At 68.1% G+C, this 25,133-nt stretch carries 20 protein-coding genes and 7 pseudogenes; 13 read left to right on the forward strand and 14 right to left on the reverse strand.

Features of this window, described 5'->3' with window-relative positions:
• Nucleotides 1-17 precede the first annotated feature (17 nt).
• The 3 genes and pseudogenes from ASC56_RS40260 to ASC56_RS34795 form a co-directional block, all read right to left on the reverse strand.
• Entirely contained in the window at nucleotides 18-212 is a 195-nt protein-coding gene (locus ASC56_RS40260; RefSeq protein ID WP_107309443.1) for a hypothetical protein, read from the reverse strand.
• A 372-nt stretch (nucleotides 213-584) separates the two neighbouring features.
• Nucleotides 585-734 (reverse strand): annotated as a pseudogene (locus ASC56_RS40265) (VOC family protein); the annotation flags it as partial.
• A gap of 388 nt (nucleotides 735-1,122) precedes the next feature.
• Nucleotides 1,123-2,367 (reverse strand): hypothetical protein, encoded by a 1,245-nt coding sequence (locus ASC56_RS34795; protein ID WP_199836155.1) that lies wholly within the window; start codon nucleotides 2,365-2,367, stop codon nucleotides 1,123-1,125.
• Nucleotides 2,368-2,443: 76 nt separating this feature from the next.
• On the opposite strand from ASC56_RS34795, the gene ASC56_RS34800 reads away from it, so the two are divergent.
• Both ASC56_RS34800 and ASC56_RS34805 read left to right on the forward strand, forming a co-directional pair.
• Nucleotides 2,444-2,851 carry a hypothetical protein gene (locus ASC56_RS34800; RefSeq protein ID WP_055495602.1) on the forward strand — a complete coding sequence of 136 codons (408 nt, stop codon included), beginning with the start codon at nucleotides 2,444-2,446 and terminating at the stop codon, nucleotides 2,849-2,851.
• A gap of 9 nt (nucleotides 2,852-2,860) precedes the next feature.
• Nucleotides 2,861-3,079: a helix-turn-helix transcriptional regulator gene (locus ASC56_RS34805; protein ID WP_055495603.1), complete on the forward strand. Its 219-nt coding sequence runs from the start codon at nucleotides 2,861-2,863 to the stop codon at nucleotides 3,077-3,079.
• Nucleotides 3,080-3,091: 12 nt separating this feature from the next.
• Here the strand turns inward: ASC56_RS34805 and ASC56_RS38980 are convergent.
• The 3 genes and pseudogenes from ASC56_RS38980 to ASC56_RS34815 all read right to left on the reverse strand — a co-directional run.
• Nucleotides 3,092-3,575 (reverse strand): annotated as a pseudogene (locus ASC56_RS38980) (transposase family protein); the annotation flags it as partial.
• Between the two features lie 318 nt (nucleotides 3,576-3,893).
• A complete protein-coding gene (locus ASC56_RS34810; protein WP_055495604.1) occupies nucleotides 3,894-4,628 on the reverse strand; it encodes a hypothetical protein in 735 nt (244 codons plus the stop codon).
• A gap of 1,077 nt (nucleotides 4,629-5,705) precedes the next feature.
• Nucleotides 5,706-6,272 carry an AAA family ATPase gene (locus tag ASC56_RS34815; protein WP_055495605.1) on the reverse strand — a complete coding sequence of 189 codons (567 nt, stop codon included), beginning with the start codon at nucleotides 6,270-6,272 and terminating at the stop codon, nucleotides 5,706-5,708.
• 798 nt (nucleotides 6,273-7,070) lie between these two features.
• Between ASC56_RS34815 and ASC56_RS34820 the strand changes: the two genes are divergently transcribed.
• From ASC56_RS34820 to ASC56_RS34830, 3 genes are all read left to right on the forward strand, one after another.
• Nucleotides 7,071-7,853: a Ku protein gene (locus ASC56_RS34820; protein ID WP_055495606.1), complete on the forward strand. Its 783-nt coding sequence runs from the start codon at nucleotides 7,071-7,073 to the stop codon at nucleotides 7,851-7,853.
• A 70-nt stretch (nucleotides 7,854-7,923) separates the two neighbouring features.
• Nucleotides 7,924-8,154: a hypothetical protein gene (locus tag ASC56_RS34825; protein WP_055495607.1), complete on the forward strand. Its 231-nt coding sequence runs from the start codon at nucleotides 7,924-7,926 to the stop codon at nucleotides 8,152-8,154.
• 46 nt (nucleotides 8,155-8,200) lie between these two features.
• Nucleotides 8,201-8,545 (forward strand): fic family toxin-antitoxin system, toxin component, encoded by a 345-nt coding sequence (locus ASC56_RS34830; protein WP_371330451.1) that lies wholly within the window; start codon nucleotides 8,201-8,203, stop codon nucleotides 8,543-8,545.
• 164 nt (nucleotides 8,546-8,709) lie between these two features.
• Here ASC56_RS34830 and ASC56_RS40910 read toward each other — a convergent pair whose 3' ends face one another.
• Complete coding sequence (locus ASC56_RS40910) at nucleotides 8,710-8,940, reverse strand: hypothetical protein (RefSeq protein WP_159039788.1); 231 nt, start codon at nucleotides 8,938-8,940, stop codon at nucleotides 8,710-8,712.
• Between the two features lie 729 nt (nucleotides 8,941-9,669).
• Between ASC56_RS40910 and ASC56_RS38985 the strand changes: the two are divergent.
• Nucleotides 9,670-9,924 (forward strand): annotated as a pseudogene (locus ASC56_RS38985) (alpha/beta hydrolase); the annotation flags it as partial.
• A 12-nt stretch (nucleotides 9,925-9,936) separates the two neighbouring features.
• On the opposite strand, the pseudogene ASC56_RS34835 reads toward ASC56_RS38985, so the two are convergent.
• A pseudogene (locus ASC56_RS34835) lies at nucleotides 9,937-10,550 on the reverse strand (TetR family transcriptional regulator).
• Between the two features lie 84 nt (nucleotides 10,551-10,634).
• Between ASC56_RS34835 and ASC56_RS34840 the strand changes: the two are divergent.
• From ASC56_RS34840 to ASC56_RS42520, 3 genes and pseudogenes are all read left to right on the forward strand, one after another.
• Entirely contained in the window at nucleotides 10,635-11,564 is a 930-nt protein-coding gene (locus tag ASC56_RS34840; protein ID WP_055495609.1) for an oxidoreductase, read from the forward strand.
• Between the two features lie 39 nt (nucleotides 11,565-11,603).
• Nucleotides 11,604-11,744 (forward strand): annotated as a pseudogene (locus ASC56_RS42515) (IS701 family transposase); the annotation flags it as partial.
• Nucleotides 11,745-11,944: 200 nt separating this feature from the next.
• A complete protein-coding gene (locus ASC56_RS42520) occupies nucleotides 11,945-12,472 on the forward strand; it encodes a hypothetical protein (RefSeq protein WP_234377210.1) in 528 nt (175 codons plus the stop codon).
• A gap of 48 nt (nucleotides 12,473-12,520) precedes the next feature.
• Here the strand turns inward: ASC56_RS42520 and ASC56_RS34845 are convergent, their stop codons facing one another.
• The 5 genes and pseudogenes from ASC56_RS34845 to ASC56_RS34860 all read right to left on the reverse strand — a co-directional run bounded on the left by ASC56_RS34845 (nucleotide 12,521) and on the right by ASC56_RS34860 (nucleotide 18,059).
• The gene (locus tag ASC56_RS34845) at nucleotides 12,521-14,395 is read right to left on the reverse strand and encodes a TerD family protein (protein ID WP_055495610.1); all 1,875 of its coding nucleotides are present in this window, start codon (nucleotides 14,393-14,395) and stop codon (nucleotides 12,521-12,523) included.
• Between the two features lie 216 nt (nucleotides 14,396-14,611).
• Nucleotides 14,612-15,055, reverse strand: a complete 444-nt coding sequence (locus ASC56_RS34850; protein WP_079102911.1) for a DUF3761 domain-containing protein — start codon at nucleotides 15,053-15,055, stop codon at nucleotides 14,612-14,614.
• Nucleotides 15,056-15,602: 547 nt separating this feature from the next.
• Nucleotides 15,603-16,001 (reverse strand): annotated as a pseudogene (locus ASC56_RS43340) (GNAT family N-acetyltransferase); the annotation flags it as partial.
• Nucleotides 16,002-16,108: 107 nt separating this feature from the next.
• Nucleotides 16,109-16,849, reverse strand: a complete 741-nt coding sequence (locus ASC56_RS34855; protein WP_371330454.1) for an MBL fold metallo-hydrolase — start codon at nucleotides 16,847-16,849, stop codon at nucleotides 16,109-16,111.
• A 283-nt stretch (nucleotides 16,850-17,132) separates the two neighbouring features.
• Nucleotides 17,133-18,059, reverse strand: coding sequence for a DUF4238 domain-containing protein (locus tag ASC56_RS34860; protein WP_159039789.1), 927 nt, complete (start codon nucleotides 18,057-18,059; stop codon nucleotides 17,133-17,135).
• A gap of 240 nt (nucleotides 18,060-18,299) precedes the next feature.
• On the opposite strand from ASC56_RS34860, the pseudogene ASC56_RS38995 reads away from it, so the two are divergent.
• Nucleotides 18,300-18,973, forward strand: a pseudogene (locus ASC56_RS38995) (IS5 family transposase).
• A gap of 506 nt (nucleotides 18,974-19,479) precedes the next feature.
• Here the strand turns inward: ASC56_RS38995 and ASC56_RS39000 are convergent.
• Nucleotides 19,480-20,907, reverse strand: a complete 1,428-nt coding sequence (locus tag ASC56_RS39000; RefSeq protein WP_079102915.1) for a hypothetical protein — start codon at nucleotides 20,905-20,907, stop codon at nucleotides 19,480-19,482.
• 649 nt (nucleotides 20,908-21,556) lie between these two features.
• Here ASC56_RS39000 and ASC56_RS34875 point away from each other — a divergent pair.
• The 3 genes from ASC56_RS34875 to ASC56_RS34885 all read left to right on the forward strand — a co-directional run bounded on the left by ASC56_RS34875 (nucleotide 21,557) and on the right by ASC56_RS34885 (nucleotide 25,043).
• Nucleotides 21,557-22,339 (forward strand): hypothetical protein, encoded by a 783-nt coding sequence (locus ASC56_RS34875; protein ID WP_234377211.1) that lies wholly within the window; start codon nucleotides 21,557-21,559, stop codon nucleotides 22,337-22,339.
• Between the two features lie 547 nt (nucleotides 22,340-22,886).
• Nucleotides 22,887-23,603, forward strand: coding sequence for a hypothetical protein (locus ASC56_RS34880; RefSeq protein ID WP_159039790.1), 717 nt, complete (start codon nucleotides 22,887-22,889; stop codon nucleotides 23,601-23,603).
• A gap of 159 nt (nucleotides 23,604-23,762) precedes the next feature.
• Nucleotides 23,763-25,043 carry an IS701 family transposase gene (locus ASC56_RS34885; protein ID WP_079102918.1) on the forward strand — a complete coding sequence of 427 codons (1,281 nt, stop codon included), beginning with the start codon at nucleotides 23,763-23,765 and terminating at the stop codon, nucleotides 25,041-25,043.
• Nucleotides 25,044-25,133 lie beyond the last annotated feature (90 nt).

The following is a 25,133-nucleotide window of genomic DNA, read 5'->3' on the forward strand; positions in this document are numbered from 1 at the left end:
ATGACGGGCAGCCTCGATCAGCTTCGATTGACCGACACACCGACGAGGCGTTCCCGTAACTCGACAACATTCTGCACCCGCTTGATCAACATCTGTTTGCCCGAACTCGGCATCAACCGTTCTCGCCCTACACCGACGAAGCCAGTGGCGACCAGTGCGGCGAGGATCTGGGAGCGGGAGGTCTGTTCGCCTGCTGCTGTGGCGGCGCGCACGTTTGCGGTAGGCCAGGCGCATGCGCTGCACGGTGGTGCGCGAGACGCGGCCGAAGCCGAGTGCGGTCAGCTCCTCGGCTTTGGCCTGCCCCCGCTCGGCCAGCGTGTGCTGTTCGGCGTCGTACTGCGGCCGTACCGCCCCGCGGAAGCGGACGTGTGCCCCGGCCCTGATAGCCGGCCGGGCATCCCGTCGTGCGGTCACCCCGCCCCTCCCGTCTTGCCGGGCCTGCTCCAGCCCCGGGCGAAGGACAAGCAGCTGCTGCCGCGCGAGCGGCCCACGCAGCTCTGGTCGCCGCCCAGTCCCAGGTCCGATCGGCGCGTACCGGCGACGGCCTGCTGGCGTCGTCGACGGGCTGCGGTTACACGGGGCGCTCTGGTACGCAGCTCCAGCAGCGCTACACGGCCTTGCCAGATTCCGAAGACCGCGCCGTCCCGGTCCGCGGCCAGCGCCGCCCGGCCCCTGCCGAGACGCAGCGGGCCGACCGCGATGGTGGCGCACCGCTCCCGGATGCGGGCGGGCGTGAACTCACACATCGTGCGGCCCGAAGCTGAAGGCCACCTGGTGACCCGTCCTGCCACCTATCCAAGGCTGCCTCTGATCCGGCGGTCGGCCCCCGAGAGCGGGCCACCTTCTGTGAGCCCTTTCCAGGCTGATCTCGCAGGTCGGGGCGGGTGTGTAGCCCGGGCATCGATGCGGGCGCGGTTCCTGGTACGACACTTTGACAGGGTCGGAGCATGCTGCGGCTGGCTCACCGTCACGATGTGGTCAGCGCAGGCGGCACCACGGCCGCTGGCCGGGTGTCGGGCCGCCGCTCTCGATGGCGGGTGCGGGCCATACGAGGTGTCGTCGATCCAGGCTCGGGACCACCGCAGGCCTGAAGGGGTGACCGTGGTGGGGATGGCGGGTGCCTCATCGGATGAACCGGATCTGCGGGTAGCGGGGTGAAGGGTGCTGGAGCAGGTGGTTGTCTAGGTGGCGTAGGTGAAGGTCGAAGAATGCTCGTATGTAGTCGCGTTGCGCGTGGATGGCGCGGTGCGGGTCGAGGGTGCCGATTGCTTGCGTCACCTGGCTGGGCGTCAACCCGAGGACGGGCGCGGCCTGGGGTAGCAGTGTCACCAGGTCGGTGAACGAGGTGTGGGTGGAGCCGATGAGGGCCAGCTCGCGTTTCCAGCCGTACTGGCTGGTCCAGAACTGATCCCAGCTGGGATCCTCCGGGCCTGGGCCGGGGTCGCTGCCAAAGAGAAGGAATGGCCGGTCGGTGCCGGCGGTGAGGGGTGGCAGAAGGCTGCCGTCCAGGTTGACGCCGGCCCGCAGGCGCCGGTCGGCGCGGATGGCTGCGGCGGCTGTGGCGCCGCCGAGGGAGTGGCCCAGCATGCCGACGCGGGACAGGTCGAACGCGCCGGCGAGGGTGGGTGGCAGGGGTCGCCGTCCGGAGTCGGTGTTGTGTCCGGCGTTGAGCGCGGCGAGCTGGTCCAGCACGAACCGGGTGTCCGCGGTGCGGACAGCGAGGGCCTTGGCGATCAGGGCATCGTCGATGTCGCCGGTGATGGCGAAGGTTTCCACCCGGCCGCCGGGAAATTCGACTTGGTCGGCGTCGTAGGTGTGGTCGATGGCTACGACCAGGTAGCCGTGGCTGGCTAGTTCCTCGATCAGAACAGTGCCGAGGCTGCGGTCGCTGCGCAGGCCCGGTGAGTACAGGACGACCGGCCTCCCGCACCGGCCGCGGTCCACCGGTGCGGCCAGGTGGGCGTGCGTGGTCGGCAGCAGCAGCGTGCCGGACGGGATGCCCTGTTCCCGCTCGAAGTAGGGGACGGCGCCGGGTGACATCCACGGCGCGGGCGGGTGGCCATGGGCGGCGTGTGCCGGGTACCAGAGCTGGATCATGAGTTCGCGGACCGGGCGGGAATCCTGCCAGGGATCGACGCGCGCCCGGTCGAGCAGGTGCAACGAGACCGTGCCCAGGGGGTGTGGACCGGTTGGTGCGGGCAGGGTGAGCCGCACCGGAGTCGGCGTGGGGTCGGCGGCGACGGGCGAGTTCGCGGCGGGTCGCGACTGGGCGGATGCCGCGTGGGCCATCGGGAGGGAAGCGATGGCTGAAGCCGCGGCGGTACCGAGCAGCGCTCGGCGGGTCAGGAGTCGTCTCTCGTTCACCATCGCCAAAACGTAAGGTGTCCCTTCCATCGAGTCAAGGGTGCTTGACTCGATGGAAGGGACACCTTACGTTCGTCGCATGGCAAAGCAGGTACAGCAAGACCAGATGACGCGCGCGGCCCGCCGCGCTGTACTCATCGACGGCATACCCGTGTCCACGTTGGGCGTGATAGCTCTGGCACTGGGCAGCAACCCCCATCAGAGCACCGCCCAGAAGGCCTGGTGGATCGCGACGACCGCCGTCTTCACCCTCGCGATCGCCTGGGTGCTGCTGCGGGCGTTCCGGCGCGCGGACGAATACCTGCGCAGGATTCAGTTGGAGAGCATGGCCATCGCGTTCGCCGCAGTCCTCGTAGGGCTGCAAGTGGCTACCCTGCTCGATGCCGCAGGCATCATCCAGCTCCATCAGCTCGCGCAGTTGATCCTCCTCGGTGGCGTGGCGATCTGGATGACGATCGCGGACCTGCGTACCCGCCTGCACCGGTGAGGGCGCACTGTGAAGAACCGGCTACGCGAACTGCGTGCAGCTCGGCGGTGGAGCCAGGCCGACCTGGCCGACCGGTGCCACGTCTCCCGGCAGGCCATCAACGCCATCGAAACCGAGCGGTACGATCCCAGCCTGCCTCTGGCGTTCACCATCGCCGACGTCTTCGGCCTGACCATCGAGGAAATCTTCCGTCCTGACCGGACGGAAACGACGGGCGACCCGGCCTGACATCGAGTCTCTTCAGCCGGTATAGCGGTTCGAATTCGATGTCGTGCAGGACGAGGACGGCGTGCACGAATGTGGTGGCGCGACGTGGGCAGCAGCGCAGCTTGGCCAAGGTCTTCCAGGTCTTGAGAGTGGCGATCGATTGTTCGCCGCGGGCGCGGCTCTTCGCGTTAGCCCGGTACACAGCCTGCTGACGGCGTGACAGCTTCGGCCTGCAGCGGCGCTGCTTGAACGGGGCGCGCACGCTGCCGCGAGCACCTTGATAGCGTTTATCGGCGAAGGTCATCACGTCTGCGCTGGCCAACGCCTTGATGATTCCCTGGGTTCGAGCCGCGGTCAGGTCGTGCACCGCGCCCGGCAAGGCCGGTGAGGCCCACACGAGCCGGTCCGCCGCATCAGCGATGACCTGCACATTCACGCCATGGCGCTTGTGCTTGCCGTCGTAGTACGGCCTCTGATCGGCGACTCGACCGATCGGGATGAGCGTGCCGTCCAGGATCGCGCACCCTCCTTGGCCACGGCTTGTTTTCGGTGAACTTCCGTGACGGCCGGGCAAGGCTCAGTCATCACTCAGCGTGACCGCACCACAAAAGCTGAGCCAGAGCCCGAAAGCCGACAGCATCTGTGCACGAGTTTGGGCAGCACTCGAAGCTCTGCAGAAATCGAACAGCTCATGACTTCAGGCAGCACGGGCCCCTGCCGGGAGTTCAGCAGGGGCCCGGGGTATGGAGAGCTGCGGAGGGCCGAGACCTGTCCTCGATGAGCGGCATGCCGGCCGACATCGGCTACCGTCTGCTGGCGGTCTGACGGCCCGGCCTCACTTCAGATGTCTGGTGAAGAACTGGGCTGCGGCGTCTCCCGCGAACTGCGGGACGCCGGTGTGCCCGCCCATGTTGGCGTGCAGGGACTTCTCCTTGGAGCTGAAGGCGTCGAACAGGTCTAGGGCCGCTTGCCGGTCGTTCCCTTCGTCGTCCCACTGCAGCAGGACGTGCAGTGGAATAGTGACCTGCCGGGCCTCCTCGAACATGGCGCGAGGCACGAAACTCCCGGCGAAGAGACCGGCGGCCACGATGCGCGGCTCGACTACCGCAAGCCGGATGCCGATGGAGATCACTCCCCCCGAGTACCCGACCGGGCCGCCGATCTCGGGCAGCGAAAGGAGGGCGTCCAGGACGGCCTGCCATTCCGGGACTGCTCTTTCGACCAGCGGGAGGATGAGGGCGTCGACGATCTCGTCGCTGACCGGCTCGCCGGCCGCCATCGCCCGGCGCAGGTCGGCGCGGGCCTGCTCGGCGGCGGGCCAACGGGGCCGGTCGCCGCTTCCGGGGAGCTCGATGGTGGCCGTGGCGAAGCCCTCCGCCGCGGAGTGCCGGGCCCGGGCCACCAGTCGGGGATACATCTTGCGCAGCCCGAGGGGAGGGGGGCCGAGCAGGATCAGCGGCACCGGTGCGGATGCGGATGCGGGTGTCCACAGGATGCCGGGGACCTCACCGAGGGTGAACTCGCGTTCGAGGACGCCGTCGTCGAGGTGCTGCTGGGAAGTGAAATGCATGGACGTACCTTTCGGGAGTGCACTGAAACGGCGCTCCCGGACGACCTATCGCCCGACCGTGACCCCGGAGGGGAGCACCCATGTCGATACAGCGTTCACGGGTACCACCTCCTCGATCTCTCGCACGGCCTCCGGAAAAGTAGCAGTGGTCGCCGTGGTCCGCCAACGGGTTTTCGCGGAGCCTCCGTGGCCGGATACCACGCGGACACTACGCAGAGCTACTTGAGGACCTGAAGCGTGGGGTCCGCAATGCTGACCACCCGGAGGCAACCTGGATGCCCCCTGCTGGGAAGACTTCGAAGAGCTCGATGAAGAAGAGCGTGCCCAGCAGTTAGCGCACATGGAGGGCGCTGAGCGCTGCGCGGCGCCCTATGGGCGGTCGCCCCTTCGCACTCACGCCAATGTCCTGGACCTTCTTCTGGCCGCAGGAGTCATCTACGAAGTGCCTGACGAGGCCGGGGTTCCGCGCATTTACCCGAGAATTCCGGCACCCGTGCCAGGAGAAGTTTCCCCTGGACGAGGAAGAGGCTGCCATCCAAGGGAAGCTTCGGGTCGACAGCGCCACCCCCACGAGGCACGTGAGGCAGTCCGTCTCCTCACAGAGGAGGCACCACCAGCCTCGACCTCACCAAACTCCCGTCGCACAAGGTCTTCCGTATCCGGTGCGACTGGGACCGGTTCGACCAGGTGCGGATCGACATTCACGGCATGACCGAGGACGGCCAGCTGTCGGTCACACTGCCCAGGGACGAGGGCCAGCCGTAGCCGCTTCCGGCACTCAGCTGTTCAGCTGACGGCTAGGAGCCGCTCGAGGAGTTCGTCGACGCTGGCGATGTGCCCGATGTGCCCGATGTGCCCGATGTGCCCGTACGGAGCCAACTCTGACGCGAGGTTGCGGACCATCGTCACGCACCGCGGGGCGTTGATCCGGCTTGCCAGGTCGAAGGCGCGCGTCGCCGTCTCTGCCGCGATATCCGCGTCGCCCGCGCGGAGATGCGTCTTGGCCTGGTACGCCAGACGACTACGAGGACCTGGTCCTCACCATCCCCTACATCGACTTCCCGTCTTGAGTTCCGGTTACGCACCGTCGCGGAGGGACCCGCGGGCGAAGGCAGTGATGTCCTGGAGGCCCGGCTGGTATCCGTCCGAGGTGTCCACGGTCAACGTGGGGACGTCCAGGGAGATCGGCACGAAGGATTCGAGGGAGTGCTCTCCGGCGGCGATGGCTTCGAGCAGGTCCTGGTCGCCGTGGGCGGCTCGGTGTGCGTCTTCCTTTGCGCGCTGGACGATGCGGTCGTGGGCGACGTCGGCCGCGGTGGTGCAGCGGATGACGCGGAGGTGCGCGGGGCCGGTGAGCGGCTCTAGGTTCGGCCGCCACAGCCGGTCCTGGAAGGCGGCTTCGGCGACCACCGTGACGCCGGCCTGCAGGAGCACTTTCAGCGTGCTGAAGAAGGCGTCGAGGGTCGGGTAGTTGAGGGGGTCGTCGCCGCCGCTCTGGTAGCCGGGGTGGGACATGACCATGCCCTGCTTGATCTCGTCGCGGATGATCGCGGGGCATCCGAGGGCGCGGGCGAGCTCGTGCGCGAGCGTGGTCTTGCCCGTTCCGGGGCCGCCGCTCACGACGACCAGGGTCGGCGTGCTCATCGCGTCTTCTCACGGGTCAGCATGGGGTTCCCGTTCGTGGTGTCGTCCCGTAGGGCGGGGTGGACGGGCAAGGTGTTCTTGGCGAGCCGGAGGGCGATGAACCCGGCTCGCGGGACAGTTTGGCGTATGCGGTGGGGCGGTGCTGGGCCATTGCCGGGGCGGTTCGGTGTTCCACCAGGCGTTCGATCAGCGCCGCCCTCGACATCCAGGCTGCCTGCACCCGCTACCAGCACCTGCCGCGCGGCCGTCGCCCGGAACTCGTCAACATGCATGAGGCCGTCGCCGCCTACCCTGACTTCGTCCGGCCGGCCTGGACCCCAGCGGACCGAGCGGCAGCTCGACGAGGTTGCCGACTACCTCAACCGCTTCGGACTCCGGAACAACCCGGCCATCGCCGAAGCCCTCCTTCGACCCCCAGGCGTCCCGCGCCTCCCTCGGCGGCACCCGCGCGTGCCTGTACCAGAACCGTCAGCCCTGAGCCACACACCAGGCGCCGTCAAGCCAGCGCAGCGGTGTGCGCCGGCAAGGTCATCCTCGCCGCTGCCCAGCGCGCCATCGTTACCGACTGGACCACCGCACTCAGCGCGCTCGGCCTCAGCTGAGGCGCGGCTCCCTCCGGCTTCATGCCGAGCCAGGCATGCCGCATTGCGGCTCCGAGGGGCAGGGCAGTTGGCAGGGCCGCCCCAGGTGGCCCCGCATGCCCCGACGTGAAGATCACAGCGGAACAGGCCGCAGGCTGATGGGCGGGGGCACGCCGTCCGTGCTGCGCCGTTCTCCGCGGCGGTGGACGCTGGAGACATGGACGAGGTGGCGCAGGCAGTATGGACGGGCTGGATCTCCTTCGGCCTGGTCAGCATGCCGGTGCGTCTGTTCCCGGCGACCCGGGAGCACCTCGTGCAGCTGCACGAGGTGCATGCCGCAGACGGCTCCCGCATCCGGCACCGCCGGGTGTGCGAGGCTGAGGGCCGGGAGGTCGACTGGCAGGAAGTCGCCAAGGGATACCAGACGGCGGACGGGCGCACCGTGGTGCTGCGCGAGGAAGACCTTGAGGCACTGCCACTGCCCAGCAGGCATGTGATTGAGGTCCTCGGGTTCGTGCCGGTCGACGGCCTGGATCCGATCCTGTTCTCCCGCGCCTACTACGCCGCCCCGCAGCAGGACCTGGCCCGGCGCCCGTACGCGCTGCTGGTGGCGGCACTGACCCGGGCCGAGCGGGCTGCAGTGGCCAAGGTGACGCTGTGCACCAGGGAGCGCCTGGCCGCGGTGTGGCCGCGGCGCGAGACGCTGGTGGTCCAGACGCTGCTGTGGCCCGAGGAAGTACGCGAACCCGGCGGTCCGGCCGTGTCAGCGCCGCTGACCGGGCAGGAGCTGGAGCTCGGCTCTCTGCTGATGGCCCAGCTGCCCGAGCCTGACTTCTCGTCTCTGCACGACGAATACGCCGCGGCACTCCAGCAGCTGGTGACGGCGAAAGAGACCGGAGGAGAGCTCGCGCGGCTCGCGGATCCTGAGCCGGCGGTGGACCTGGTGGCCGCCCTGGAGGCGAGCCTGCGGACAGCGGCAGACCGCAAGTCCACACGGTGAGCCCGGTAGGGATGGACCCGTCCAGCTCATCTCTCCCCGCTGGGAGCCGGGTCCGGCTACCGTGGGGGGCATGGCCAGGGAAATCCGCATCGAGATCGATGACGAGCAGTACGAGCAGCTGGAGCGCGAGGCGCACCAGCGGCACGAGGATCCGACGGTGTACGCCGGACGCGTCCTGGCCCGCGAACTCAACAAGGCGCGGTTCCTCGAGGGCAGCGCCCTCTTCCTCAGCACTCCCGGGGTGCGCGAGGAGTTCGCCAGCCGGTTCGGCCCGCAGCCCGGTACCGCCTCCGCGGCGTAAGGCGGGCAGCGACGCAGTGGACCTCGCGGTAGATCTTCCGTGGCTCATGGAGATCGCCCGCACGCAGCTGGGCGACCCGGACGTGACGGACTGGGGAGCGCTGGAGGCGGCCCGCGCGCGGCATGCCTTCCGCGTCATGGACGAGCCCGTATACCCGCGGCCGCATCACCGCGGCGCTGCTCTATTCCACTCGCTTGCCCGGGTCCCGGCCCTGGAGCACAGCAACGAACTCTTCGCCGCGGCGGTCGCGGTCGGCTACCTGCACGCCAGCGGCCTTCCCGTACGGTTCACCGCCAAGGAGGCCGCCGACCTCGCCGATCAGGTGTCGGCCGGGCATGTGGATGTGCGGGCCCTGGCTGCGGCTCTGAGGGAGTGGACCGAGCGCAGCTGAGCATGGGCTCCGTCGGGTGGAGACGTTTCTGATCATCACGGCTGCCGCCTTCTGAGGCTGCGGGACGGGCGTGCTCATACCCCGTCCCGCGTACCAGCTCCCCGGGCCGCCTCAGGAACCCTGGCGGTCGGAATGCATATTGCCTTGGGCGGCTCTCGCCCGGACTACCGCTGGTACCGAGCCTCAGCCTTGGCCCGGAACTTCTCGAACTTCTCCGGCCGGTATCGCTGATGCCACAACACATTTAGCGCCGCCAGGCCGCTCAGCAGCACGACGCCGAGTACCCAACCGATCACCACTGGCCAACTGCGATGTTGGGCAATGTTCATGATTGCCGCAAAAGCGGCAAAGCCGACCACAACGAGGACCTGCCGTGTCCACCATCTTCGAGACATGCCCCGCACCTTAAGCGCCACTCAGGCTGTCAGCGATCAAGGAGATTCAACCGTGACCCAGGACCGCTTGCGGGATTTGGGGCGGACCGGGCTACACCACTCGATGGGGACACCATCGGGACGCGTACGGCCCGAGCACACTCTCGGTCGCCTCCGTCACTATCTAGAGTCAGATCTGGTGTGCAGGCATGTGAGTCAAGTTGTCCAGGACGTACGTGCCTTACGGATATCCGAGGGTTGACAGGCAAGTATGGCAAGGCGCCTCTCAGAGCCCCAGACGGGATCCTCGGACTGGAAGGCCAGGCCTATGACGGCCAGGCGACTGTGCCATCACGTACCACCAGTGGCTCGGGACTGCGCTCTTCATACGGACGGATCCATCCCAGCTCGACACTGCCGTCCGGGCATCGGTGAGAATCGGCGGCCTTGGTCGCGATCCAGCACCCGCGCCCCGGCGACCCGGGCCGCTTCGACTGGTCCGGCGACAGCCCCTGACCACCCTGCCGTCCCCGATCACGAACCCGACCACGATGCCGACGAACCCGACCACGATGCCGACGGCCCCGACCACGATGCCGACGGCCCCGACCATGGGTCCGGCCATGGCAGGTCAGCGTGCTGGCGTCCCGCGCCGGCCGCTCGCGTGCCCGGCGTTCCGCGAGGAAGCCTTCCGGGCGGGTGTCTTCTTCGCTGGCGTGGCCGGCGCCTCGGGCAGGTCCGCGTCGCCGTCTCGCCGCCCGGGCGGTCGGCCTGCTGCGCGCCCAAGCCCCTGGCTGCGGGCGAGGAATCCCGGAGTGCCACAGTTGGAAGCACACGCCGTCCACCTACGTCGTCTGCGCCCAGGACCGGGCCATCGACCCTGACCTTCGGCGCAAGATCGCCTTGCGCTGCGCGGATGTGGGCGCGTGGGAGACGGGCCCCTCCCCGTTCGTGGGACAGCCCCGACTCATCGTCCAACTCCTGGAGGAACTGACCTGGCGATAGGCGATTGACGCCCTACGACCGCACAACGGCATCCAGCGCCGGTGCCGTGACCGCGAAGGCCCGCTCGGTCAAGGTGGCCGGGTTCTCGGCGCCGTCGCTGTCGCTCCAGCGTTGCAGCACCGTGTGGAAGGCCGTCAGCGCCATCCCGGCGGCCAGCTGCGGGTATAGCTCCGCCTCCGGGTCGAGGCCGACACGGCCCGCCACCTCCGCCGCCAACTCGTCGCGCCACTGCGCCTGGAGCTCCAGGAAGCGGGCGAGGAGGGCGGGCGTGCCCAGGATCAGTTGGACGACGTGCAGGGTTCGTTCGGAGTGGCCCGCGCAAGCGTCGATGGCACGCAGACCGTGTGGCGCAGGGCGGTCGACGGGGGTTCCTCGACCGGGCGGCCCGCCAGCTCGGTGCGCATGTCCGCGCCCATCCCGGCGAGGAACTGGACGACGACGTCCTCCTTGGACGCGAAGTAGCGGAAGAACGTCCGCTTCGAGACGCCCGCCGCCGCGGCGATCTCGTCCACCGTGACCGCGTCGAAGCCCTCGCGGGCCAGCAGGCCGAGCGCGGCCTGCGTCAGTTCGTCGGCGACGAGCTGGCGCTTGCGCTGGGCCAGGGTTCCTGCGCGGCTGGGAGTCATGCGGCCATCGTATGCCGTGGGTCAGCTCTGACCTGCAGTGACGCCCTTGACACTTGGTGACAAGTGTGTGGCAGCGTGGGCCATATGGATAGAGCAGAGCGCTGGACAGCCGACCAGATCCCCGACCAGAACGGACGGGTGGTCGTCGTCACCGGAGCGAACAGCGGACTCGGTCTGGCCACCACCCGCGCGCTGGCACGCAAGGGCGCACGCGTGATCCTCGCCGTGCGCGACGAGGAGAAGGGGCGCCGCGCGGCTGCGGAGGCGGCGGCGCCGGGCGCCCGTCTGGACGTGCTGCCGCTCGACCTGACCGACCTGGACTCCGTGCGCGCCTTCGCCGACCGGATGGCCTCCGACGGGGTGCGCCCCGACGTGCTCGTCAACAACGCCGGACTGATGGCGCCGCCCCGCACGCTCACGCCGGACGGGCACGAGGTGCAGTTCGCCGCCAACCACCTCGGCCACTTCGCCCTCACCGGCCTGCTCCTCGACCTGCTGGCGGAGGGCAATGACCCCCGGGTCGTCACGGTGACGTCCACCAACCACCGCCAGGCGCAGCTCTTCTTCGACGACCTGACCGGCGAGCGCAAGTACTCGCCGATGGGCCACTACAACCAGTCGAAGCTCGCCAACGCCGTCTTCGGGTGGGAGCTGCACCGACGGCTCAGCGCGGCCGGCAGCCCGGTGCGCAGCGTGCTGGCCCACCCCGGCTACACCTCCACCAACCTCCAGACCAGTTCCCCCACCGGCATGGTGAAGCTGATGTTCGGCCGCCTGCTGTTGCCGCTCGCCCAGTCGGCGGACCAGGGCGCCCTGCCCCAGCTGTACGCGGCGACCGCCCCGGACGTCCAGGGCGGCGAGTTGTACGGCCCCGACGGCATGGGGGAGCTGCGCGGAGCGCCCAAGCGGGTGGAGCTGGCGGCGCGGGCCTCGGATCCCGGGACCGGCGGACGGCTCTGGGAGCTCTCCGAGGGGCTGACCGGCGTGCGCTTCCCGCTCCCGGCCGCCGCCTGATTCGTACTCTCGGACCCGGCGTTCCGCACGAAACCGCAGCTGGCCGCAGCCCTCGCGGCACGGGGGAAGGAGGCGGGCTTCGGCTGCCGGGCGGTGGTCGCCGACTGCGCCTACTCCGTCAGCGACGACTGGTACCTCGCGCTACGCGAGGCCGGCCTGGCCTACGTCGTGGCCCTCAAGCCGCACCGCGGCACCTGGGCTCCGGCAGACCAGCCGCACACTCCCATCGAAGCCGCCCACGCCCTGTCCTGGAAGGATGCCAAGCGTCCAGGCGACTGGACGCCCGTGGAGCGTCCTTCCGTGACGGGCACACCGAGACCTGGTGGGCCGCCGACGCCTACCTGGCCGGCTACGGCCCGGACTCCCCGTGCCGACTGGTCGTGGCCACCACCGACCCGGCCGGCCTGCCGGAGAAGGCAACCTGGTACCTGGCCACCAACCTGCCCCACCCCGACGCACCCCACGCCGCCACCAGCCCGCACCCGCCGGCCGAACTCGCCGAGATCGTCCGCCTCTACGGCTTGCGGCCATGGATCGAGCAGAGCTACAAACAGATCAAGGACGAACTCGGCTGGGCCGACTTCCAAGTCCGCTCGGACCGCGCCATCCGCCGCCACCAAACCCTGGTCAGCTGCGCCTTCTCCTTCTGCTGGGACCAGTGGTTCGCCCCACCCGGACCCCTGGAAGCCACCGCGCCGGACCCGTGCCCCGACGAGGGGCCAGAGAGGGGGACCAGCCCAACCCCACCAGCCCCAACGGCCCTGCTGGCCCAGGCCATTACGGGCCGTCCGCTCCTGGCTCACCCCCGCCATCACCCTCAACCGATGGTGGCGAGCCTGGACGGACACGGACCCACCCTCCGAGCTCCAGGCGCTGATCGACGCGGTCACCACCGGACACGGCATTGACCTCTACCGCCGGATTTAACGAACTACTGGTACAGAGCCACTGACTGGCTATGTGACGTTGACGCCGTGGGCGCGGGCGAGTGCGTCGAGGCCGTCGGCCCAGCCTTGGCCGATGGCGCGGAGTTTCCAGACGGGCTGGCCGTTGGTGGTGGTGTGCCGGTACAGCTCGGCGATGACCATGGCGCGGATGCCGGGATCGGCGGGCGGCTGGAAGGTCCAGGCGGCTCCGGTGACGCAGTCCATGTACAGGGCTGCGTGGGTCAGGGCGCCGCAGGTCAGGCCGGTGTCGACGTCCATGTTGATGGCGATCGTGACGCGCTGGATGTGGGCCGGCAGGGCGGCGAGGTGGAGGGCTGCGCGTTCGACGGTGTGCGGGCCATCGGCCTGCTTGCCCAGCAGGCGGGCCGCGCCGTGGGCGGCGGAGGGCTGGTTGTAGAAGACGAAGTCCTCGTCGCAGGTGACCTGGCCGCTGGTGTCGGTCAGGAAGAGGGTGAGGTCGGCGTCGGCGCCCGCGAAGCTGAAGGCGATGCGCAGCTCTTGCCAGGCATCCTCGGGCAGCACCAGGTTCTGTCCCGGGGTGAGCGCGGTCGCAGGGGCGTGGCTCGGCAGCGCAGGAGTGGGGGCCGGCGCCGCGGAAGCGGGCGGCGGCGTCAGAGGAGCGGTCTGGCTCTTCCACTCGGCGAAGGGGCGGATCCGGTAGGGATCCGGCAGGGGAGCGGAGGGGGCGGCAGGGGTGTTGGCGCGCAGGTCTCCGTCGAGGCCGGCCAGGGTCCCATCGCCGGATCTCGTGTCGTCCTGGGCGTGGTCGAGGAGGCTTTGCAGGCCGGGTAGCCGCCTGGTGTCCAGGTGCTTGATGGCGCTGGAGAGGTTCCCGGAAGCGGTGGTGGTGACCGAACAGGCGACGTCCTGGCCGATGTCGAGGAACCGCAGCGCGTCGGTCGTCTCCCGCCACGGGCCCGCTTCGATGGACTGGCGCGTCCAGCGGCCGTAGGCCACGAACCCCAGACGCTGGGTGTCCGGCAGGCGCGTGAGCACGGCAAGGTCGATGGCGGTGATCCCGGGCGCGACGGCAAATGCCTCTTTGAGCGTGGCAACGACGTTCGACCCCATGGACGTGAGCCACCACAAGGTGCGGTCCCGCTTGCTCAGGGCCTTGAGAGTGGGGCGCCCGCTGGAGGTGACTCCGGGCGTCTGATCGGGCAGCGAGTCGATGTCCTGCTGCCGCATCACCACGGACAGCACTGCCCCGTCGACTCCCACCGCGCAGCCCGCGGCGGGGTTGTCGGAGAAGGCGTAATTCACCGCCTCGCACACAGCCTCCTCGTCGTTGGCGAGCAGCGCCTGCCACCACTGACCGGCCTCGGCGGCCAGCTGGCTGTGTACGGCCTGCAGACGGGCCTGCTCGGCGGCCAGGTAGGCCGGAGCGTCCTCCTCGGCCCTCCGCTTGGCCGCCGCCCGCGCGGCGCGGGAGAAGACCCCCAGCCCCGCCAGGTGGTGGGCCTGGGCCTCTGCCAGGGCCCAGGCCAGGCTCAGCTGCGGAGGCCCCGGCACCACCGGCGGCCGGGCCGGAGTGAAGGACTCCAGGTGGACACTGGTCGTCTGCCGCCGCAGCTCCTTCAACTGGGCGATCGCCGCATCGCGTTCTGCCTCCTGCTGGGCCCGCGCGGCCTGCCGGCGAGCGCGCTCCAGCTGCGCTGCTGAGGGGGCGACGGCCCGTGATCGGGTCGCACGGCTCGTGCTGGTACGGCGGCGCCCTCCGCCCAGGGAACCGGAGGCATAGAACGGACCCACTCCGGAAGAGATCCGCGTGCCGCCGCTGCCCATGCTGATGCGCGCCGCGCGGGGTCCCACGGAGGTGCGCACGCCCCGGGTCGAGACCCGCACGCTCATCCCCGGCACACCCACACGAAAGCCGAAAGCCATGGTTCCTCTCCGTTCTCCTTCTACACGCAAGCCCGCTGTTTTCGACGACGATTGCTCCGCTGCCACATCGCACGCCGGCCGCCCCACACGACCTGGCCGCGCTCCGGCCGGAACCACTCGTGAGGACTGGCGAGCCGACGCGCCTGCCCCGCCGCTGCCCCATCTCCCCGACCGCAGCCGCAGCGGCGCAGCTCAGCAGCCGCGCCGCGGCGTCTGCTACCTGTAGAAGACGGCGACACCGCCGTGATGGGAGCAGGCTCCCTGGTGATGAGCGGCGTAGCTGTAGGTGCCGTCATTGCACAAGGCGGTGGCCCCGGCCGCGTCAGACGTGCCGCCGGAGCTCGACGAGCCGCCCGACGACGAACCACCGCCGCTGCTCCCCGAGGAACCGGAACTTGACTCGTGCGTGGCTGCCGACGCGGGCTTGGCCGTCTTGGTCACGGTGACCGTCGGGGCGGGCGCTGCTGCCTTCGTCATGGTGACCGTCGGGGCCGGCTCCGCCGTCTTCGTGGCGGTCGCGGTGACGGTCACCGTAGGGCGCGGGGCGGGACTGGCCGCGCTGGAATTACTACCACCGCCGAATGCGGCACCGACCGCGAGGAGCGCGAAGCCGCCGACCCACACGCGCTTGCGCTTGTGCAGCGGGCGGATATCAGGCATGCGGACAGGCTCAGGCGGACGGACAGCCCACGGCCCGGGCTGGTACTGGCTCACGCGACGACCCCCCTGCAACGGACACCCGGGCACACGCCACGGGGCAGTTGAGCACTTTACAAACCCTCCCCAGAAACTGCGCAACCCCCGTACATGCGCGGGATGCTGGCGATACCCTTCGACCCGTAGCTGCTCCCGCGGCGGACTGTTACGACCCGCTTGGATCTGCAGTTCGCAGACCGGTTCCGGACCGGTTGGTGTCATCCATCCGTACCTGATGCCTCACCCGCCCGCTCCTGCCAGTAGGCCAGGCTGTCGGCGGGCCACCCGCGGCTTTGCCGTCAACGCATCAGCTCAGGGGTCCGCGATCATGCGGTCCTCTTGGCAATGATCCTGGCCCGCAGCGTGTCACGAACGGTGGGCCACTCATCTGCGAGCAGGCTGTAGTACAGGGAGTCGCGGCGGGTGCCGTCCTGGCGCTGCATATGGCTGCGCAGGGTCCCTTCATAGACCAGGCCAAGACGGTCCAGGGCGTGCTGGGACGCACGTTCAGATTGTCGGTGCGCAGGGCGAGCCTGGCGAGTCGCAGGTCATCGAAGGCATGACTGAACGGCAACAGCTTGGACTCAGCGTTGTATGGGCCTCCCCAACAAGACCGATCGAACCAGGTCGCGCCGACTTCAGCACGGCTCTGCTCCAGATCGATGTCATACAGGCTGGTCGAACCGACCACGGCGCCGTCATCACAACGTTGCACCGCGAAACGTCGCCGCGCAGGGTCCGCGATCATCTGGCTCAGCATCGCGCGCATCTGCGTCGCGGACTCAGGGCGTGGCCGCGGCATCCACCGCCACACCTCAGGGTCGGACGCAGAGGGGAAGAGGGCTTTGGCATGGCCGGTGGATAGCGGGACGAGGCGGACCTCAGTACCGACGAGAGCGTTGTTGTTCACGGCGGCACATTCCGATCACGTGACCGGTGATCGGCAGGATCGTTCGGGCCGGTGTGGGGCGGGGTGACATCTCTGACGGGCGTGGGCTGCGTGGACCAGCGACAGTCCTAGCCTGTGAGGGCGGCGAGGCGGGCAAACTCCCACGGGTCGTGTGCGCTGAAGACGGTGACCTCGTCTGCACGATCTCGGCGGAGGCCGCGCAGTCGGTCGCGGGTCGCGACGCGAGCCGCAGCATCGGTCTCTGCTCCCCGCTGGACCGGCTCGAGGACGGGGTGGGAAAGGTGCGGGGTGTGCTCGAGCTCGCCGTGATACATGTACGCGTCGCCTGCATGCAACAGCCACCGTCCGGCGCCGTCGCGCACGGCGACACCCGCGTGTCCCGCCGAGTGGCCGGGCAGCGGCACCAGCAGCAGCTCGCACGCCAGGCCCCGCGGCCGCGCCACGCCGGGGAAGCCGAACCACTCCGTGCGCTTCTCCACGGGTGCGGGTGCCAGCAGCGGGTTGTGCGCCCGGTGTGCCGGCATGAAGCGGTCGAGGCTGTGCCGGTGGTGGGCTGCCGCGGGGTCGGTGACGGCCCGGTACTCGTCGGGGTGCACATGCACCCGTGCGTGAGGGAAGTCCGGCAGCCCTCCGGTGTGGTCGCGATGCAGGTGGGTGAGCACGATGTGCCGCACGTCCTGGGGCGCGTACCCGAGACGGGCCACTTGGCGCAGCGCGCTCTGCTCGGGGACCAGCGCGGGCTGGGCGTAGGCCACCCAATCCGCACCCAGCGACCGGTCAGGGTGCCGTAAGTCGGCCGTGCCGAGGCCGGCATCGACCAGGATCAGCCCGTCCGAGTCCGCCTTCAGGTCATCTGGTGCTTGACGTCGAAGTCGGCGGTGCCCTCGATAACCGGACGGCCGTTGATGACTGGCGCAGCTGTCCGTTACTCGGCTGGTCGGCCATCGCTGACGGCGCGGCGGCCGTGACGAGCAGCCCGACCCCCACGGTCCCCGTAGTGAGCAGCTTCCTCAATTTCAAGTTGTACCCCGTTGTACCCCCTGTTTTGGGTCACAGCCGACGGGGCGCGCAGTGGTCAACTTGCGTGCTAGTCCGTCGCGTTGGCGCCAAGGAAGCAATGACGATCGCCTATCAGATAGTGCGGTCCCCGGCCGGTCGTCGCTGTGCGGCGCGTTCCACGAACGGCTCCAGGCCGCTCTCGGGGTGCATGTACACGTAGCGGTCGGCGGCGTGGACCTGCACGGCGTTGAGGCGGTCGACGAAGGACTGGGGGACGGTGAGCATGACGTTTTCGGGGCCCAAGGACAGCATGTGCCTTGGGCCGATGGGAAGTATGAGGGTCTGAGCGTCACCGAACGCCATGCCGTACATGGTGCGGCTTCTCTCCACGGACAGGGTCAGGGCCGGGTTGTCGCCGATCAGGAACTGGCCCGTCTCGGGCGTGATCACCTCCAGCCGCCGCGTCGACGCCAGGTCCCGCATCTGGTGGAAGGTGTCCTCGATGCTGGTGCGGAAGAGCTTGCCGCTCTCGTGGTCGCGCATGACCGAGGACCGTTCGATGAGACGCTCGGCGAAGGCGCCCAGGGAAGCTGGGCCGGACAGATGCAGGCCCGTCTCGCGCAGTGCCTCGCGGCGCAGCTGCTCCGGATACTGGCTGATCGCCTTGGCGACCAGGCGCGTGCGGGCCCGCTGAAACGCGTCGGTGTGCACATCGCGGTAGTGGAGCGACCGGACGTAGTGGAGCACGACCAGGTCGCGCAGCGCGGCCACGTGAAGCGGGTCGGTGAACGGAGTGCCGGCGTGCGCGGCGGCGAGCGCCGCAGGCACGCGCCTCTCCACGTCGCCCCACAGTGCTTCAATGGATGGGGAGTCGACGGCGACGAAGTTCTCGACCCAGCCGCATCGGCTGGTGGGCATCCGCTTGTGCACGCGTCCGGGGTTGTGCAGGTCGAACGGGAGCAACTGCCGGCTACTGCCCTTCGGCTCGGGCATCGTGAACTCTTTGAGCAGGACCTGGGATACGAGGTGCTGCCGCGATGTCTGCTGTGCTGTTCCCACGCACCGAATTCTGCCAAGTATCCCTCTCCACCCGCTCAGAGTTTCCCGGTTGCCGATCCACATTGTCACCGGTCAGCGCAGTCGGACCGCGGTGACGACTTCCCTGCCAAGTCAGTGTGTTCTGCTGTAGCGTCGATGTGCTCATAGGGCGATAGCCCTCGGTGTTGCCCGTGCTTCGTGGCTTAGAGGTCCTAACAGAAGTTGTTGATCAAGTGACTGTCGGCTGGTCTGCTCGTTGTTCTGGTCGTGGGGAAGAGAGGGGCCCGGCCGTGGGTCGTGTCGGATGAACTGTGGTCGTTCATCGAGCCGTTGCTGCCGGGACCGCCCTGTGCGGGATCGCGTTCAGATCCTGTTCGTGCTGCATACCGGTATCCAGTGGGAGTATCTGCCGCAGGAGCTGGGCTTCGGCTCGGGTATGACGTGCTGGCGGCGCCTGGCGGAGTGGAACGAGGCGGGCGTGTGGGGCGAACTGCATCTCGTGCTGCTGCGGAAGCTGCGCTCGGCGAAGAAGCTGGACTGGTCGGGGGCGGTGATCGACTCCTCCCACGTCAGGGCGGCCCGGCGGGGCCCAATAGCGGTCCCAGCCCGGTCGACCGCGCACGTCCGGGCAGCAAGCACCACGTCCTCACGAAGGCCAGGGCATGCCGCTTGCCGTGTCTTTGACCGGCGGGAACCGCAACGACGTCACCCAACTGCTCTGGCAGCGCGGTATCCGTCCAGCAATCGCCGAACGAGGTCAGCCGCACGGCTCCGGCCTGGGCATCTTCCGCTGGGTCGTCGAACGCACCATCTCCTGGCTCCACGGCTTTCGCCGGCTGCGCATCCGCTGGGAGCGACGAGACGACATCCATGAAGCCTTCCTCGGCCTCGCCACCTGCCTGATCACCTACCGCCACGTCCAACGCCTTTGTTAGGAGCTCTTAGCCCAAGGCCCGTATCCGCGCCGAGAGGGCCGGCTTCCCAAGTTCGACGTTCCGTTGTGGAGTTGGACTCTCTGCTGGGGCACTGTTCGGTCCTCCAGGCGGGGGAGGTGCCGGCTCAGTGTGGCGAGCCCGGTACTACGCATGCGACGCACGGGCAGCCGGGGACGGTCGCACCGCTCGGTGCGAGCCGGACGCTGAAAACCGTGGTGATGCGGGCACCGAGCCGGAGGAGTGAGCGACTTGACAAGACAGACGTTGGCAGACTGACGGCTTCGAAGTTCGGTTGTGAACGGTGACTTGGGAAGCTCATCCGTTCTCAACAGGAGCTTCGTTGCGTGCGTGACGCACCCACGAGCCAGAGTCACGCACCCGTGACCAGCACATCTACGTGATCAACTCGACTTTGAAGTTGCCCTTCCTTGTCGGAGGGGCTGGGCGCCGCAGGTGACCCGCCATCGAGTGACGAACCTCGGTGACGGGCCGTGAAGCCTTGCGGATCAGCTGGTGCTGGTGTTGAGCGTCCAGGTCTTGTCGGCCAGGATCACAGAGATAGGCACGTAATACACCCCGTTAAAACACCACGCGGGCCGCTGCCAGGAGTCCGCAACGGGCTGACCATTGCAGTTCGTTGTAGTGTCGAGAGCGGTGATCGTACCCCGAGCTGCGTCGGTGGTATAGCCACTTGCGGTGCCGCTGAACACTGGACCGCCGCTGTCCCCGTTGACCGCAGCGATGCCGCCGGGGGCTGCGTACGCCAAATCAACATCCGGCCGAAGGATGCCGTTGCTACCCACCACATTTATATCAGTGTGAGCGATCTTGATGCCGCAGTGCACACCTCCGTTGGCACCGGATGTGCATACCTTGTCACCCTCATAGTTGTGCCCCCATCCCGAGACGGCCTTCGAGTAACCCGTTGTGTCGTCCCAGGCGCCGTCGTAGACGTGGCTGCCGGTCAAGACGCCAGCTTCGGGAGTTAGGCCAGAAACGTCGTTGGAGGACGCCTGATCCGCAGCGCTCGTCGAGCCGACGTAATTGTGTGGGCCGTTTGGGCCGTATCCCCAGGTGTGGAAGCTTCCATTACCGCAGTGATAGGCGGTCGTGATGAGTTTCCGCCCGTCCGCCGTCGTCACGCCGAACCCAGTGGAGCAGATGGTGCCGCCTGGTGTCTGAAGGCCGGCTCCTCCCCACCAAGGCGCGGAGTCCACCTGGCGGGTTGAGGCATCGATGGCCAGAGGTTTGTACTGGACGCGCGTTTCCACGCCGGTTTCACTGTCGGTGGCGGCCTTGACCTCACGGGTTTTGTCCTGCCGCGCGATGGGCGTGAGAGGATCATGGTCGTCGCGCTGGCCGACTCCCCGGTCTTCGTCGTAGCCGATGTCCAGTCCACTTCCGTCCACGGCGGGCGCGATGCTGGTGATGCGACTGGGGACCGAAGTCAATTTCGAAGCGACATTCTTGAGCTTGCGGTTCGAGATCAGTCTTTCCCGAGCCGCATGAAGCTCTGCTTTGGAATACTTGGCGGGCAGGACCTCAGCAGTAACGCCGGATGGAAGCGACGAGAGGATATTCTTGACGTAGGCCGGCACTTCGCCTTTCCAATGCAGGCGAATGTGCATCTGCGCCGGAACGACCTCGACATCCGTGAACCCTGGGATTTGAGCCCGGTCGGCCTCGCCCTTTCCCTCCGTGATCTGGTCGGAAATCTTGTCGAGGACTCGTTGGTTGTTCAGCAGTTGGATGTTTTGGAGAGATGCGTCCGGCGGGGGGCCGCCAGCACTCTGATTGGCGGCAACCTTGGCGGCTTCCCCGGGGATTGCAGACGGAGAGGCGTCGGCGAAGCTCGTGGTCACGAGCGGGATTGCTGCCAGTAGCGAGACAGCAAGGACCCCTTGCACCCGGCGTTTGGTGGTTCTGCCACTCATGATTTCCCCCCTGGAAGAGATGGTTCACCAAGCTCGATTACGCGATTCGCAATCGATCTTGGCGCAAGCTATCAGGCGCCCACCGGGCTCGCAGGTAAGGAAATCGTGAGCGTCGAAAGTTGTGTCGGAAATCAGAAGAGTTTATCTATTGTGAAACCATTTGACGCGAAGCGGCGGTCTAGGGCCGGTTTAGCTCATATCGTCGCCTGTCAATGTTGGAATAGCATTGGTTCGCCTTGCGCGACCCGGAGACGGCCCGGTCAGTCAGGTGCGGGCAGGACCGAGGCGCATCCGCCGGTGGGTGGCTTCACCCCGGTGGCTGTGGCCGCGATCCCGTCCGTACCGCCAGCATCTGTTCTCCGCGGTCCCCGGCCCCGCCACGTGGCACGGTGTGGCAGGGCTCCTCTGTCCGGACTGCCAGCAGAGCGATGGCTGAGGCCTGTTGCGCTGGTTCTGTGTCGTCTGGCACCGTGGCGACGGACCAGCACGAGGGAGAGAACTCGCGTCTCATCGGGCACGGGGTGGGCCTGACACGTCGCGCGAAAGCTTGGATCGTCGCGGGGTATGTCGTCACCGCTGCTCTACTCGACCGTGTCGTGCGCCTCCCGCCCCACCCTGGCGGCCGGGCCGCCCCTGACCGATAAGGAGCATGCGACCAGCAGGTGGACCGAACGGTACGATCGCCGAAATCTCCGCGTCGCCATCGATCCGGGTGCCTCCGGAAGCCCGGTGGCATCCCGCAACTTTCGACGTCAACCAGCGCTATTCCATGACCTGTAGAAGTAAGGGCCCGCCCATGCCACACGCCCACGCATCCGTGCGCGCGATCGGAATGAGTCTGGCCGCGACGGCCGTCCTGCTCGCGGCCGCCTGTGGGCAGCATGGTCGGCAGTCCGCCGGCGCCCCCGCGGGCATGGTCTCCGCCGCACCGTCCGAACTTCCGCGCACCGGCACCCCGTCTACTGGCTCGAGCCCCGTCGCCCAACCGTCGACGGACAGATCCGGGCCGGCTAACCAGGCGGCACTCGATCGGGCCGCGGACTCGATCGAACAGCTGGGCGACTCCTTCCCGGACACCTATACGGGGGTGGAGGTGGACACTGCCGGCGACCGCCTCATCGTCTACCGCAGGCCGAACTCGCGCTTCGATGCTGCCCTCGCCGGGCTTGGACTGCGCGTGCACGTCGATCTCCAGGACACACCGCGCTCCAGGAAGGAGATGCGGGCGACGCACGACCGCCTGGTGCCGCTTCTGGGACACACCACCGGTTACCGCATCATCAGCGTCAGCCGCGGAGGGGATGAGCTCGGATTCACCCGTGGGGTCGTGGAGGTCGGTGTTAACGGCGACCTGGAGCGGGCCAAGCGCGAGCTGGGTGCGGAATTCGGTGACCGGATTCAGGTCGTCGCCGTAGAACCCCCGGCTGGGTGATGGCGGCCCTGTGCGTGCAGGACTCTGCCGCTCGGCTCGGACAGGGCCTCAGGTCGGGCAGAGCGGGATCGTCGGGCCGTCGTTCTCTGTCGCCTTTGGTGCGGCTGGGACGGCATAGCGATGGCTCCAAAGGGATGGGGCGGAGTACACAAGACGACCCGCCCCTTGTGAGCCGGGTGGGCTCTTGGACTTCGGGGGGAATCCTTGCCTTCCTCGGTCTGTGGACGGTCACCGGGATCCGCCTCCGGGCGCCGTCATTGATGTCGCGCGTGGTTGCCAGTCGGGGTCACGTGAGAGGCAGAGGGTCCCGTGGCGGTGAGCCAGGCTACGCTCATCGCAACCCGTACGGCCTGGTGAGAGGAGGAGCACCTTGGTGAGCCGTCCCCTCCTCTATTTCGACTTGGACGAGCCGTTGAACCCGTGTCATGCGACGCGGGGGGTGTCGCCCCGAGGGCTGCACGACCCATCGAATGAGGCCAGGGAGCTGGCTCATCCACCTTGGAGCACGCCCGTGAACCCGAAAAGGCACCAGCGGACCCTGCGCATCATGTTGGCCGTTGCCGTAGCGGCTGTTCTCGCCATTGCCGTCACTGCATCGATCATGAAGGACCGCAGGCATGGGGAGGGTCTCTTGGGTGAGGTACTGGTGAGCGGTGACGGCCGCACCATCACCACCCTGAACAGCCGGGCCCCATGCCAGCAGGACCCGCCCCTCCTGGTGGCGAGCGAATCCCGCGATTCCGTCACCCTGGTACTGAAGGAAAGCGGTGTCGATCTCCGGCCTCAGTGCAACAGGATAGACGAGCAGATCACCACGACGCTGCAGTCACCGCTGGGAACACGACGGCTGGTAGAACGCGGAAACGGCTGGACCATTGCCCCCTTCGACCAGAAGTGGCTGGCCAACCCGCGATATCTCCCGCCAGGCTATTCGCCGACAACTGACGTGCAATGGAGCGACCCCGTCCCACATGCCCAGCTGTCACCCTTCATGCGGGACCGGAACTCAGGCCCCGCCTGGACCCGTTTCTACCAGCGCGCCTCGGCGAAGGCGTCTTTGAGTATCACGCAAATCGCCGGAGAGCTCACAGTGAGTGCCGCAGGCACTCCGGAGTCCATCCACGGGTGGATCGGTCGGCTCACCCCGGACTCCAATAACACCGTGACATGGACGAACGGCACCTACACATTCATCGTGAGCACCACGGATCAGGACCTCCACGAAGCCGAACTCCTGAGGATCGCCAAACACCTCACCCCCTGAAACCCGAGAGCACCAACTGGAGGTGCCGAACGCGGCCCCCGATGATCAAGGTTGCCGAAGCCTTTGATCATGAACAGGGGTCGCGTTCGCGTGCCATCCTCCCTAGTAGGACTCCGTTAGGTCTTTCCGTCGGGATTGTTCGTGGGCATGGTGGAGGGTGTGGACGCACATGAAGTGAACCGCGTTCGGGCGAAGTTGGCGTTGTTCGTGGCGGATGTGTTCGCCTCGGTGCCGCGCAAGGACCAGCGGGCCAAGGGCGACTGCTATCTGCGGGGACTGATGCTGGACGGCCGCCGCAAGTCCATCCAGGCCATGGCCGCCCGGCTGCCGGACGGCAACGAGCAGAACCTGCAGCAGTTCGTGAACCAGTCCACCTGGGATCCGGCGCCGGTGCAGCGGCGGATCTGCGAACGGATGCTGCCGCTCATCGCCCCGACGGCCTGGGTGATCGACGACGTATCGGTGCCCAAGGACGGAAGAATGTCCGTTGCCGTGGCGCCGCAATACTGCGGCGCCCTGGGCAAGCGGGCCAACTGCCAGGTCGCGGTCAGTGTCCACGCGGCCAGTGACACCGCGTCCTGCCCGCTGCAGTGGCGGCTGTTCCTGCCCAAAGAATGGGCCTCGGACTCCGACCGCCGGGCGAAGACCGGTGTCCCGGCAGAGGTCACACACCGCGAGAAGTGGCGTCTGGCCCTGGACATGCTCGACACGCTGGCTGCCTGGGGCAAGACGCCTCCGGCCGTGGTGGCTGATGCCGCCTACGGCACCAACGCGCGGCTGCGGGCCGCCCTGACCGAGCGTGGACTGGCCTACGTGCTGTCCGTCCGCGCTGATGTGACCGCACACCCCTTCGACGCACAGCCAGTGGCTCCGAATCGCAACGGTTCGGTCGGCTGCTGGCCCCAGCCCCGCTACCGGGCGCCCGCCCCGTCCGCGGCAACGCTGGCTGCCGGTCTGGCACAGGACGCATTCACCACCCTCACCTGGCGGGAGGGCTCACGAGGAGAGTTACGCTCCCGCTTCGCCGCCGTACGCGTGCGGCCCGCCGGCAAGGCCGTCGAGCGTCCGGTCCGCACCGCTGCCTCGGCAGAGCAGGGCTGGTGGGACGGGGTCCTGCCCGACTGTTGGCTGCTGATCGAATGGCCCGAAGACGCCGAAGCCCCTACCGACTACTGGCTGTCCAACCTGCCGGCCGAAGCCCCGATCACCGATCTGGTCCGTCTGGCCAAGGTCCGCTGGCGCATCGAGCATGACTACCGCGAACTCAAGCACGGCCTGGGCCTGGACCACTTCGAAGGCCGTTCCTGGCCCGGCTGGCACCACCACGTCACCCTCGTCACCGCGGCCCAAGCCTTCCTCACCGGACAGCGGCTGGCCCCAAAAGCAGCTGGACCGGACTCACCCTCTACCAGATCCTCGATGTCCTCCAGGACATCCTGAGGTGCTGGACAGGCACCTGCACCACCTGTCACCAACCCCTCCCCACCAGGACCGCACCACGAAGATCAAGAACGACCTAACGGAGTCCTG

This window comes from Streptomyces sp. TP-A0356 (assembly GCF_001417775.1).
Lineage (GTDB): Bacteria > Actinomycetota > Actinomycetes > Streptomycetales > Streptomycetaceae > Streptomyces.

Excerpts from the sequence above, each read along its gene's own strand:
- ASC56_RS34875 (WP_234377211.1), top strand. The coding sequence starts at position 21,557 with ATGCGACCAGCAGGTGGACCGAACGGTACGATCGCCGAAATCTCCGCG.
- ASC56_RS34880 (WP_159039790.1), top strand. The coding sequence starts at position 22,887 with ATGTTGGCCGTTGCCGTAGCGGCTGTTCTCGCCATTGCCGTCACTGCA.
- ASC56_RS34845 (WP_055495610.1), bottom strand. The coding sequence starts at position 14,395 with ATGGCTTTCGGCTTTCGTGTGGGTGTGCCGGGGATGAGCGTGCGGGTC.
- ASC56_RS34820 (WP_055495606.1), top strand. The coding sequence starts at position 7,071 with ATGGACGAGGTGGCGCAGGCAGTATGGACGGGCTGGATCTCCTTCGGC.
- ASC56_RS34810 (WP_055495604.1), bottom strand. The coding sequence starts at position 4,628 with ATGCATTTCACTTCCCAGCAGCACCTCGACGACGGCGTCCTCGAACGC.
- ASC56_RS34840 (WP_055495609.1), top strand. The coding sequence starts at position 10,635 with ATGGATAGAGCAGAGCGCTGGACAGCCGACCAGATCCCCGACCAGAAC.
- ASC56_RS34815 (WP_055495605.1), bottom strand. The coding sequence starts at position 6,272 with ATGAGCACGCCGACCCTGGTCGTCGTGAGCGGCGGCCCCGGAACGGGC.
- ASC56_RS34795 (WP_199836155.1), bottom strand. The coding sequence starts at position 2,367 with ATGGTGAACGAGAGACGACTCCTGACCCGCCGAGCGCTGCTCGGTACC.
- ASC56_RS34830 (WP_371330451.1), top strand. The coding sequence starts at position 8,201 with ATGGAGATCGCCCGCACGCAGCTGGGCGACCCGGACGTGACGGACTGG.
- ASC56_RS34800 (WP_055495602.1), top strand. The coding sequence starts at position 2,444 with ATGGCAAAGCAGGTACAGCAAGACCAGATGACGCGCGCGGCCCGCCGC.
- ASC56_RS34850 (WP_079102911.1), bottom strand. The coding sequence starts at position 15,055 with ATGCCTGATATCCGCCCGCTGCACAAGCGCAAGCGCGTGTGGGTCGGC.
- ASC56_RS34825 (WP_055495607.1), top strand. The coding sequence starts at position 7,924 with ATGGCCAGGGAAATCCGCATCGAGATCGATGACGAGCAGTACGAGCAG.
- ASC56_RS40910 (WP_159039788.1), bottom strand. The coding sequence starts at position 8,940 with ATGTCTCGAAGATGGTGGACACGGCAGGTCCTCGTTGTGGTCGGCTTT.
- ASC56_RS39000 (WP_079102915.1), bottom strand. The coding sequence starts at position 20,907 with ATGAGTGGCAGAACCACCAAACGCCGGGTGCAAGGGGTCCTTGCTGTC.